The following is a 10,937-nucleotide window of genomic DNA, read 5'->3' on the forward strand; positions in this document are numbered from 1 at the left end:
CCACCGCAATGAGGAGAAACATGGACAGCGTGACCGTTGCATTCGAGTTGATGCGACTTGAGCTCGATGCTGAGGTCGAGAACTTGAATGCTCTGGGAGTAAGTCGCTTTCGCGAAGCGGAGTCACATCAAATGGAGTCCGACAAAGAACCAACTTCGGTCGAGGAAGCCCTAGATGTTTATTGGGTGGACAAATCCATTGCCGGGCACGTTCCAAACTATGCCGGGTTTGAGGAATGGATCGCGCGACGGTTCGAAGCACTATGCTCAAGAACACCGCTGCCGCTCCATGCGGGTCGGACTTCCTACGCAGAGCTCCCGCATGATTTGCTTAACGCCGCGAAAGCAGGAGGCGTGCAAATTATGCCGGACGGAGCAGCGCCCGATCCAGCCCGCTTTGCCCAATGGGATGGCAAGCAGTCTAGATTAAAGAGGTTGAACAAGAGCAAGCTACTCTTGTCCTACTTCAAGCATACATCCCCACGATGGCGCGAAGTGCTGCTGTGCTTATCGAAAACCAATGTCTCGAGCGATTCTTTACTTCGTACATCGTCGCAATCTGAGCATCGGGCCGCGTTCTTCCATGCTATTGCCCACGGAGATCAGCACACTGCGTATAAACTTGTCGGGCGTCTGCGTGAGGAAGCGCATGACACTGGCGAGGTGGCATTTCTGGAAGCGACCGCGTCCTTTCATTCAAATCGTTTTGAGGAAGCAATCACACTAGCGCGAGAGGTGCCGGATAATGCAATCGATTGGCCTCGTGCTTTCATGCTGTTGCTTGAGTCGCAAGCCTACCTGGGGGAGTTTGGGCCAATCGAATTCGAACTGGGCGCCCATTCGGACTTCCTGTTTCCGGAGTGCTTCATTCGCTACCTATGTCAAATCACGGTCGAGAACAGTCCCTCGCCACGCGTTGCTCTCGAACGAGCTTCGACCATCATTCAAAACACGGTCGGTCTTTTGCAACCCGGCCCAGGCGTGTTCCAGATGTGGAATCGTCATAGCTGCCAGCTCGCTGTTCGGTTCGTGGAGCGACTGCGTGATGCAAGCGTAGCCGACGCTGCGCAAATTCAAACTGGGACAGCCGGTTCGGCTTACGAGGAGTTGGAAAATTCCTTGTCATTCACCCAAATTCAATGCGCGCTAGTGCTGGACGGAGATTTGTTGGCGAGACTGGCTCGAGAAAGCAGCGAAGACGCCTATAAAGAGATCGTGAAGCGCTTGATGAACTACGGGGCGCCCGGGCGAGAGGAATACTTCCAAGCCATGGCCACGCAGTGGCGCATTGGGGATCGACAAGCTGTTTTGGAGAACGTGCTGGGGGCGCTCGATCACCTGGCTGAGGATTCATCTGCGGAAGCTCGCCAAGCCATAGTATGGGCCTACCAGGAAGCCAAGCTTAAGGATCGTCATGACGACGCTGAGCGGCTTCGGAGAACGATATTAGATATTCCAGCACTTGCCGAAAGACTGCGCGACATCGAATCAACAACTGCAAATGATCGGTTGGAGCAAGACCTGTCTCCTATGGCGCGGGTTATTTTGCGCTCGGCAAAGTGGGACTTGAATCAAGCGTCAAATGAAGACCTCTTCTGGAAAGATTCCGGCATGATCTCGCTTGGGTTCTTTCGCATAATTGAGCTGGAATTCAACAGACGGGTCATGTTGCCTGCACTGCACAACGTGAATACCGACGACCTCGAAGCGAGCCTAGCCGCCCTAAAGTCAGGTGATGCTAGCCGGGCTACTAAGGACGCCGTCGCATTCTGGGAACGGATGCTGCCACAAATCCGGCGGAGTAAAATGGAGAAAAAGGGACTGGAACTCGGCGCTCTTGAACTGCTGCTAGCGAAAAGTGCGAAGGCTACCGGGCCTGACATTGCAATCAAGTCACCCATTCACGCAGAAATTTTGCGACGCCTGACACCGGCTGGTGCCGATGCCTTCCAATCTGGTGCGTTGGCGCGCCTCCTCGATGCGACCGCTAGAGAGAGATTCAGAAACCCACCAGCGCATAGCCGTTACGTTCCGCTGCCTGTCGCGCGCGAGTGCAAGCAGCATGTGGAGAAGGTTCTAAGGCGACTAATCGAATTCACAATCGATCCAGAACGTATTCCAACTGTGCATTGATGTTCGGGGCCGCACGATTCCTTGACTTAACGCGCCACAGTCGCCCGGGCGGAGCAAGTTTCTTCGCCCGACTGCCCCTCGAAGGCATACCTACCGCCTAGACTAAACTGCGAAGCGCAACTCCCGGACATCCTCCAAAACCTGACGAAAAGCTGGCCGCGGCGCGAGGCACATGGTTCGATAAGTGTTCAGGAACGGCAGCCAAGAACTTCATGAATGAAAACAATCGGTTACGCAGCACCATCGCGACCGGTGCGTGTTGCATGGGTTTTCACGTCCTGTAGCGCTCAACCCCTTGCTTTCCGGGCCTGTCTCGGTCCGTCCCTTGTTGTCATTGCAACATGACTGCAACACGGATCAGCCCATTTGTTCCCGCCATGTTCGCAGCAAAGAAAGCCCGCAACCGTGAGGCAGCGGGCTTGTTTGATTCGCCAGTTGGCCCCTGTGCATTATTGGGACACAGATTCAGCGATCCTGGTGCGCTCGATCGTCGTGCCGGCCGCGCCTGCCTCCGCATGACGGATGGCGCGGCTTCGCAAAGCGCACATGATTTCGTCATGTGAGATGCCGATGTCGCCAAGAACGTCATCGGGTAAACGGCTCAACTGGTCCGTTGCCGACAAGAGAGCTTTTCGCTCGGCGCGGAGGCGTAACCACCTGCGAAATGGACCAATGGCGACAGCATGAATTATAACCATGATCAGATCGTCCCTTCATTGATCTGAATTGACCGGTACGGAACGGCGCGAACGGCACTCCGGGCGAGAGCGTCAGCCGTCCGCGAGGCAAGTTAGGCGTAGTGGTCGATGGATTGGTTTTGCCGCGGCGTGCTCATACGGCGGGCGGTGGCTGGCCCCGGGCCACGCATGTAATAAAGCTCCGGGCGGTAGCGCGGCGCGACGAATTTGCGAAACACCGCAGCAAGTTTTGTGACGGGAGCCAAGAATTTCATGACTGTTCCCTTTCCTTCGCCGGCTTGCACACGAGCCGGCCGGCCTGACGTTGCAACAAGGATATGACAGTCGAACCAGGCTCGGCTGTGGGAATTCCCACACCGGGGAAAACATTGGCAAAATCCGCTCCCAGTTTGCATCCCGGAAAGCGGGGCCTGCGGCCATCAAATTTCCTTGGATAGGGAGTAAGGTGAAGTACATTTGATTGAACAAGAGACCGTTGTGACAGGCTCTCTGGCCTTCATCTCAAGACTTTGCGATGCCGACCTCGCCGCGCTGACCAAACGGTGGCACGAGCGCAGCTATCGACACAACGAGCTAATCATTTCCCACGGCGACACTGGTCGCGATGTCTTCTTCCTGCTGGAAGGACGGGCTCGCGTGACACTGGTTTCAGCGGACGGCAGGGAGATAGCGTATCGCGATGTCGAACCGGGTGACATTTTCGGGGAGCTCGGAGGCATTGACGGGATTGCACGCTCTGCCAGCGTAGTCGCGCTGGAGGCAACCCGCGCTGCACGGCTGTCCGGCACAGCATTCCGGGATATCGTGATGACCCACCCGACTTTCGCCTGGATGCTGCTTGAGCATCTGTCTGCCCAGCTCCGGCGCATGACCGAGCGGGTATTCGAATACAGCACTCTGGTCGTGCGAAAACGGCTGATCGTCGAGCTCCTGCATCGGGCGGAGAAAGCCGCACTCGTGGACGGCGAGGTGTCCATAAGCCCGGCACCGACGCATTCCGAGCTGGCGGCAACGATGAGCACGCACAGGGAAGCGGTCTCGCGCGAAATGAGCGACCTCGCCAAGAGAGGCCTGATCGAAAAGCGCGGCAGCAGGTTATTGCTGCATGACGTCTCGGCACTACGGGCGCTGGTCGACAAGAAGGAATAACGAAGGCTGTCGCTGCGGCGGGGGGCACCGCACGTTTCATACTCCTCGGCCGCAAGTGATTCGCGCAGCCCGCGCCTTGGCTGACATGGACCAAGGGACGCTTGCGAAGCGTGCCGGAATCAACATCAACACGGTAAGCGCCATGGAGAAGAAAGGCGCCGAAGGGCTCACGAGTGGCCTTGATAAGGTGCGCGCCGTGATGACCGTGTTGGAGGCCGAGGGCATCGAGTTTCTGAATCACGGAAGCCCGGGTGTCCGACTGAAGGCGAAGCCGTGATCGGGGATGATCTGGAGGCCCAAGGGCTTTCCTACCGAAAGGCGCGGCGGAGTAGTGCGCCCTTGCGAAGGCGAGCTACGGGGGGTCATCACTTATCGAGCGGTGATCGGTGAAAGCTTACGAAGGACGGAGTTCGCGTACTATTTCGGGGAACACGGGAAGCTTGCCGGTGAAGGGCGTGATCTTCTCCCAATTCCAATCTTGGTAGGCTTGCGTTCAACATAAGACCAGCAATAGCCGCGGTGGGAGCGGCCATGTGACCATCCGTCTCAAAGATCGGGTTTCCAGTTGCCGATGCACGGCCTCGGGAAGGAGCTTGGAACGCGTTTGGTCGAGAAGATCAAAAAGGGCTTGGGGCTTCTTCGGCCTGCGTGAACTTCCGAACCACTTAGCGCCTACGCTAATCAAGGCGCTCCGGAAGATCTGGGAATCCGGCAACCCAGTCCATCGCCCGTCGCCGCCTCCACTCTGTCAAACAGCGTGCGAACTCGGCTTGCGCCTTCAGACCGCGCTACGCTTTAAGATATCACTGATCTGCGTTGCCGCCCATGTGCCACCGCGAGCCGTAGGGATTCCACGCGCATTGAGAGCGGCGGCCGTTTTCCGCATGGATGCACCTGTTGCCTGAATTTCTCTGATGATGGGCAGTACGTTGGCTGCGAAGTCTTTGGCAATGGCCGTACGGCGCTCTGCAGCCGCTTCCTGAGCCTGGCGGATCCGCGGATTACCAAGCCGAACGCCACGGGCCTTAACGGCTGCGAGCGCGTCTTTCGTGCGCTGTGAAATCATGGCGCGTTCCTGTTCCGCAACGGCTGCATAGATGTGCAGCATGAAAGGCGACACGTCCGCGCCCAGCTCCGCGACAATGAACGGCGTCCGCTTCGCCATGAGAGCCGAGATAAAGGCCACATCCCGGGACAGGCGATCGAGCTTGGCGACGACGACCGCGCAATCATTGCGCTTGGCTTCCGACAATGCCGCAGCGAGTTGGGGGCGTTTGTTCAAAGCATCCGCGCCTTTGCCTGTCTCGACTTCCTGAAATTCGGCGATCAGCTCTAAGCCTTCGGCCTCAGCGAATTTCGCAATCCCCACCCGCTGCGCTTCGAGACCCAGGCCAGACTTGCCCTGCTTTGCTGTCGAAACGCGGACATAAGCGACGGCCCGTTTCATTTCCCTGCGTCCCTTTCCGTTATGTAAGGACACTATACCTCAAATTAGAATCTTCAAATATACCACCGCTACCTTCCCAAATCACAACGTTGCGTTTCCCCACACTCGTGCCAGCGCAACTTTTCCGCAATCGGCCCGGGGTCGCCGGCAGACTTGTGAGAAGGGAATGGATCGTTTCGACCTCGGCACCTATCGGCGACCCATCTCCGGTGCAACGCTGCGCGCAGCAATAATTCTTGAAAGCCGCCGCTGAGAACAGCAAACGGACTCTCGATGCTATCTTCGCCATAGGCAGGCGCATCGGACGAACGAATGAAAAAGGCCCGCGCCTCTGGCGGAGAGCGGGCGCGATCGGATTAGGCCCGACCTGCAGCGGGGAAGCGCAAGGTGGCGCCCCCACTGCTCACAGACAATCATTAGAGATCGCTAATTTTCTGCTTGACGACCGCTTCGCCGGCACCAAAATCATGCTGTTCAAACGGGGGGAGATCGCCATGCCTGACGGCATCGAATCTACTTCAGTGCGAGCCTGGCGCCGGGTCAGCGCGAAATAGTCGAGCAGTCGATCGCGTCGGCGGCGGAGCGCACGCGTGCGGAGGCCGACGCCGCGCGCGAGCGAGCGGCAGAGGAGGACAAGCTGCATGACGCGATCACGGCGCGCCTTGCGAAGCTGATCCGAGCGGACCCCGGAGTTGCAGAGGCGCTCGAAGGGGTCGGCATGCGGCCATTCAAGGCTAAGGACAGCCTGCGCCTGCAGGGCCCGCCTGGCGGAGGGCGCGATCACGTGATCCCTGCGCCGCCGACCGACAGCAGCGTCGAGCAGCGGCTTCCTCCCTACGACTTCGCCTGGAGATGGCACCACGACGGAGGGGCCCCTCCGTTCAGCCAGAGCGGCGACCAACGGGGACGCCTCGGCGTGGATGCGCGGGCCGGCGGCGGGGTCGCGGGCGGCGCCAGCCGTTTTGTCCACGCACACATCGGCGTCGGCTGCATCGTGCGGACCGATCGTCCGATCGCCGTCGAGTTGTTCGCGCCGCGCTCATCGCGCCATTCCTTCACCATTGGCGCACGCGGTATTGGTGCGAGCGCCACCTCGGAGGGTGGCCTTGAGACGACTTTTATGAACGGCGGCCAGGTCTTGATGGCGGGCACCTTTCCGTGGTGGCGCAGGCGCGGGAGCAGCCTCTCAGAGAATGCGAGGGGTCGGACTGGCTTCACGAGCGTCTTCCCCAGTGGCATGGGAGGACGAATCGACCCGGGCGAATACACCTTCAACGTGGGCATCTGGGCATTCGCCGATTACGCTTCAGGCATTAGAAGCGCGGGAGTGCAGTCGCTGGTCGAGAGCAGCATTATCGAGATGCGAATCCATCGCCGGGACTGAACCGGCCTAAGACCGATTCACGCACCAAGCCAGTCATACACCGCTGCCGTTCAAGCTCGTCGTGTGCGTGCAGAGCGGCTTCCCTGCCGGAGGCCCCGAGGCGGACGTCAACAGTTAGCTGGCCGTGCGCAGACGCCGAGATCGAACAAAGGCCTTTATTCCGTCGGAGTCCAACGCCTGCCCGAAGGCATAACCCTGCAGTATGTCGCAGCCCAAGCTCTTGAGTGTCTGTGCGTGCTCCATCGTCTCGACACCCTCCGCTACGACCTCAATACCCAGGGATTTGCCGATTTCAATGATCGACGAGACGACCTGCCTTCGTTGCGGCGATTTGACAATTGGGACGACCAGCTGGCGATCTATCTTCAGCCGGCGAGGCTGCAGCTTGAGCAAGCTGACTATTGAGGCATAGCCCGTACCAAAATCGTCTATTTCTACGTCAATGCCGAGATCTTTTATCTGCTCAAGATTCCAGGTAACAAAATCATCATTTTCGTCAAGGAAAATTGACTCAACGAGCTCGAATGAAATCGTTCCTTTCTTGATATTCAGCTTCCTAAGACTCTTTATGAGTTCCTCATCTTGAAGGCGGCGCGCCGAAACGTTGACTGACACCCGCGGAATGTGAAGATTCGCAGCAGACCACCCTTCGAAATCCAAAAGCGATTGCTCTAATATGGTTCGATCGATGATCGAGACGACATTCAGTTCTTCCGCAATCCTTAGGAATACATCGGGCGCCAAAATACCCTTCTCCGGATGTCTCCATCGCGCCAGCGCCTCAACCCCAACAATTTCGAGCGTTTTTGCGTCAAATTGCGGCTGGTAGAAGGGAATGAACTCGTTGCGCTCAAGGCCGCCGAGAATTTCGTCGGCAATCCGTTTTGTGTCGACGATTTCGCTTTGCATCGCCTCGGTGAAGAATTCGTATCGATTGCGCCCACGCCCCTTTGCTCGGTAAAGCGCGATGTCAGCGTTGACCAGCAGGTGTTTGGCTTCGACATCTTTTCCGTTGTCGACTGCAATTCCCACGCTCACGCCAAAACGGCATCGATGGCCCTGGTAGTAGACGGGTTCGCGCATCTGGCTGATGACGCGGTCAGCGAGCAGCGCCAGTTGCTTGATATCGTCATGCACCACGCACAGGACGATGAATTCGTCTCCTCCGATCCGAGCGACGAATCCCTCACCATCGACCTTGGATCGGAGGACAGTTGACGCGTGAACAAGCATTGCGTCGCCTGCGGCGTGGCCAAGCGTATCGTTGATGTGCTTGAACCGATCCAGATCTATGTGAAGCAGTGCCGCATACCCGCCGGCGCGCTTGGCGTTTGCTGCGTAATCTTCCAGCACTTGGTCGAGGTAACGTCGGTTGGGCAAACCGGTCAGCGAATCGTGGAGCGCAATGTGCTCTATGCGCGCCTTGGCCGACTCGAGTTCTGCATTTTTCGACTCGGAAAGCTGTTTTGCGCGAACCAGGTCCTTGTTCAGCAGGACATCGGCTGTCACATCCCATTCGGCGCCAATCATTTTTGGGGTGTCGTTTGCGACCCGGTGAATTATCGCTTTGGATCGGACATGGCGAATCTCGCCATCCGGCCGAATGATCCGGTACTCCGACAAATATGGCCCGCCCACGGCCATCGCGCTGTCGAAATCGGCGTGGGCGCCAGCCAAATCGTCCGGGTGGATTGCTCCCGCCCAGTCCAGGTAGCCGCGGTGCTCCCCAGTCGGTTTGCCGTATATTTCATTGACGCGGTCATCCCACGTAAGTTCGTTGGTCGCGAGATCGTGTTCCCAAACGCCAATAGCTGACGCTTCCAGGGCGAGTTCCAGGCGTCTCGACAATCGACTCAGTTCCGCATAGTTGCGCTGTCTCTCGCCAATCAGGCGACCCGTAACCAGGAATGGGATCACAACCAACGCCCCGGCCACCGCCATGATTGCGCGCAAGAACCAGGCGTTGTCGGGCGTCGAAGGCCAGCCGTTTTTGGGAATGGCTGCGATCCGCCACGAACCGGACGGGAGCAGAACGTCGGCTGTCACCGGATTGCTTTTGGCGACGCCCTCATTGCCGAAGAATTGATCTCCACTTGGACCGAGAGCGTCCTTACCGATCAGCGCTATGTCAATCCCGAGATCATCGTCAAGTAGGCCGCTCGCCTTATAAAGGCGCTGAACGTCGACAACGGCCGAAATGATGCCCCAGAACCTTTCGGTGTTGCCCGCACTCCGTACAAAAACCGGAATACGACCGACGAAGCCTTGCCCTCCCTGCCTCAAGTCGACGGGACCGGCAAGAATTAGCTCGCGCTCGTCTCGCGCCCTTAGCGCGGCCACACGCTGGCGCTCGTCCTTGCGGTAATCGAGGCCTATCGCCTTCTCGTTGCCCTCCATCGGGTACATCAGGGAAATGACCAGATCGGGCGCGCCGGCAATATTTTTCAATTGCGAGCCCCCGCCAAACAGGTTGCTCGCGAGCGAGGCGAAGCGTTGCTGTCCCATATAGGGCTCAGTCACGACCGCCGCGACCAGGCCCTGCACCAGTTGAAGGTTTCCGTTGATGTTACCTTCAAGCTTGGCGCGGATAAGATTGACCTTGGCCAGGACATCCGCACGGGCGGCTTGATCCGAGACGACTTTGTTCTGGTGGTCCGCGAACGCTGCGCCAACGGCAATAACTATTACCGCCATTGCCGCCGGGATATTTGCCGACGAAAAAACAGCCTTCTTAATACCGCCGAACCTAGCGCGGAAAAGAGCCAATAGGCGATTCCTCAGCTGCTATTCGGGTTCTCGGGCAACCCGACCAAGGAATATTAGCTATCAAAATTTAATTTTGACCTTCACGGGTCCTAAAATTTTTGCACTTTCCGACCGCCTGGTGCCCCGGAGTGGTTGGAACAGACCTGCGGCTCGCTTGACACCTTGGAATTGCTTGCAGTCGCTGAAGGTGCATGGGTTGCCCTCGTGGAGGGATAACCGTGCTCACCTTTCCGGCATCAGATCGACGAGATGACAATGCAAAAACTGGAATAAGAGTAGGATTAGTGGCCCTCAATCGTCTTGGGGGTAACAAGGTATGGTATCTTGCCGACGCTACGCTTCGTCGCGCCAATGGAATAGGCCATTGGGATCTTGGGAGAGTTCTCTGGCAAGCCGTACATATCCTTGCCGGCCCTCACGGCAAATGAAAAGTGCTGCCACGAAACCGTGTCATGCTCATTGAGAAAATCAAGCGTCAGCCCAGCTGAAATCAGCGCGTTCACCACATCACTGACCGGATGAATCCACTCGTAGTAGCGAGGATGCTTCAAGATGCGGTCGTCGCCGGTATAGGTGAGTTCCTCGTTCCATGCGAGTGGTCGAGCTATTGGCGTTCGCCAGTCATGCTTGAACTCCAGCGCCGCAGCCTTGCGGTCACACTGGAACATCAACGGGTGGCCCTCGGCCAGATAGAGCCGGCCGCCGGGGCGCAGGAGATCGGCAACCACTCGCGCCCAGCGGAACACGTCGTCCAGCCAGTTTACCGAACCCCAGGTAACGTAAGCGATGTCAAAGGTTCGGCCGAGCGCCTCGACTGCCTCGAACAGTGGCGCCTCCACGAAGCGCACATTGGTCCCTGCCTTTGCAGCGAAATCCCGCGCCGCTGCGATCGCTGTCGGTGAAAAGTCGAGGCCGGTCACACTGCCCGCGCCCAGGTTCTTCAAGCTGATTGTGTCGAGCCCGATATGACATTGCAGATGGACGATATCTTTGCCGACAATGTCACCGACCTCGCGCGTTTCCAACTCATAGAGATTGGATCCGCCTGCCAGCACATTTTCTATGTGGTAGCTACCCGTTGTGTCGGTCGAATGCAGTTCGGCCCGATCATCCCAATTAAGGCGGTTCGCACCCAGAAACGGTTCCAAATTGCCCCCCCAGTCCCTGACTAATATTTGGTAAACAGAACGTTAATATACTTTGCAGCTAAAGGATCGCGCGTCAATCCGAGGCGGGCCGGTGCACCATCGCTGCAGGCCAGGCTCATCACCCTGGCCAAGGTGGAGGTGCCCATCAGGTGTCCGTGCAGAACGAGCGCGCAATCAGGACAAGGCTGCTGTCATGGAGGTGCCGGCTTCTTG

9 protein-coding genes are annotated in these 10,937 nt (G+C 57.8%); 4 read left to right on the forward strand and 5 right to left on the reverse strand.

Annotated features, from left to right (window positions below; translation table 11 throughout):
- Nucleotides 1-20 precede the first annotated feature (20 nt).
- Entirely contained in the window at nt 21-2,132 is a 2,112-nt protein-coding gene (locus CIT31_RS31910; protein WP_133116243.1) for a hypothetical protein, read from the forward strand.
- A 790-nt stretch (nt 2,133-2,922) separates the two neighbouring features.
- On the opposite strand, the gene CIT31_RS34540 is transcribed toward CIT31_RS31910, so the two are convergent.
- A complete protein-coding gene (locus CIT31_RS34540; protein ID WP_164759627.1) occupies nt 2,923-3,084 on the reverse strand; it encodes a hypothetical protein in 162 nt (53 codons plus the stop codon).
- Between the two features lie 223 nt (nt 3,085-3,307).
- Between CIT31_RS34540 and CIT31_RS31925 the strand changes: the two genes are divergently transcribed.
- Nucleotides 3,308-3,979 carry a Crp/Fnr family transcriptional regulator gene (locus tag CIT31_RS31925; protein ID WP_029356805.1) on the forward strand — a complete coding sequence of 224 codons (672 nt, stop codon included), beginning with the start codon at nt 3,308-3,310 and terminating at the stop codon, nt 3,977-3,979.
- An 85-nt stretch (nt 3,980-4,064) separates the two neighbouring features.
- Nucleotides 4,065-4,256 (forward strand): hypothetical protein, encoded by a 192-nt coding sequence (locus tag CIT31_RS31930; protein WP_095521775.1) that lies wholly within the window; start codon nt 4,065-4,067, stop codon nt 4,254-4,256.
- 501 nt (nt 4,257-4,757) lie between these two features.
- Here the strand turns inward: CIT31_RS31930 and CIT31_RS31935 are convergent.
- Nucleotides 4,758-5,426, reverse strand: coding sequence for a recombinase family protein (locus CIT31_RS31935; protein ID WP_095521776.1), 669 nt, complete (start codon nt 5,424-5,426; stop codon nt 4,758-4,760).
- Between the two features lie 403 nt (nt 5,427-5,829).
- Complete coding sequence (locus CIT31_RS34005; protein ID WP_133116244.1) at nt 5,830-6,210, reverse strand: hypothetical protein; 381 nt, start codon at nt 6,208-6,210, stop codon at nt 5,830-5,832.
- On the opposite strand from CIT31_RS34005, the gene CIT31_RS31945 reads away from it, so the two are divergent.
- Nucleotides 6,211-6,810, forward strand: coding sequence for a hypothetical protein (locus CIT31_RS31945; RefSeq protein WP_133116245.1), 600 nt, complete (start codon nt 6,211-6,213; stop codon nt 6,808-6,810).
- A gap of 114 nt (nt 6,811-6,924) precedes the next feature.
- Here CIT31_RS31945 and CIT31_RS31950 read toward each other — a convergent pair whose 3' ends face one another.
- Together CIT31_RS31950 and CIT31_RS31955 are read right to left on the reverse strand one after the other, a co-directional pair.
- Nucleotides 6,925-9,504: a bifunctional diguanylate cyclase/phosphodiesterase gene (locus CIT31_RS31950; RefSeq protein WP_095521779.1), complete on the reverse strand. Its 2,580-nt coding sequence runs from the start codon at nt 9,502-9,504 to the stop codon at nt 6,925-6,927.
- Between the two features lie 353 nt (nt 9,505-9,857).
- Nucleotides 9,858-10,724: a class I SAM-dependent methyltransferase gene (locus CIT31_RS31955; RefSeq protein ID WP_065008009.1), complete on the reverse strand. Its 867-nt coding sequence runs from the start codon at nt 10,722-10,724 to the stop codon at nt 9,858-9,860.
- Nucleotides 10,725-10,937 lie beyond the last annotated feature (213 nt).

It is taken from the genome of Mesorhizobium wenxiniae, assembly GCF_002284535.1.
GTDB lineage: Bacteria > Pseudomonadota > Alphaproteobacteria > Rhizobiales > Rhizobiaceae > Mesorhizobium > Mesorhizobium wenxiniae.